The following is a 280-nucleotide window of genomic DNA, read 5'->3' as shown; positions in this document are numbered from 1 at the left end:
CGGCCAACGCGCCGAGGCCGGACGGCGCCACCGACACCGGGCACGGCACCCCGGACGCCGACTCCCCCGCGTCGCGGGAGACCGGCGGCCTGCCCTTCGACCTCGGGCCGGACACCACCGCGACGGTGTCCGGCCCGAGGTCCGCGTTGTCCCTGCTGCTGCGAGGAGTGCGATGAACGACAGCCCGACCCCGCCCGAGGCGACGACACCTCACCCGGGCGGGCCCTCGGACCCGGATACTCCCGGACCCACCGACGCGACAGCGTCCCCGGCCGACACC

The organism is Saccharomonospora iraqiensis subsp. paurometabolica YIM 90007 (assembly GCF_000231035.2).
GTDB lineage: Bacteria > Actinomycetota > Actinomycetes > Mycobacteriales > Pseudonocardiaceae > Saccharomonospora > Saccharomonospora paurometabolica.
This window is presented reverse-complemented; position numbering follows the sequence as displayed.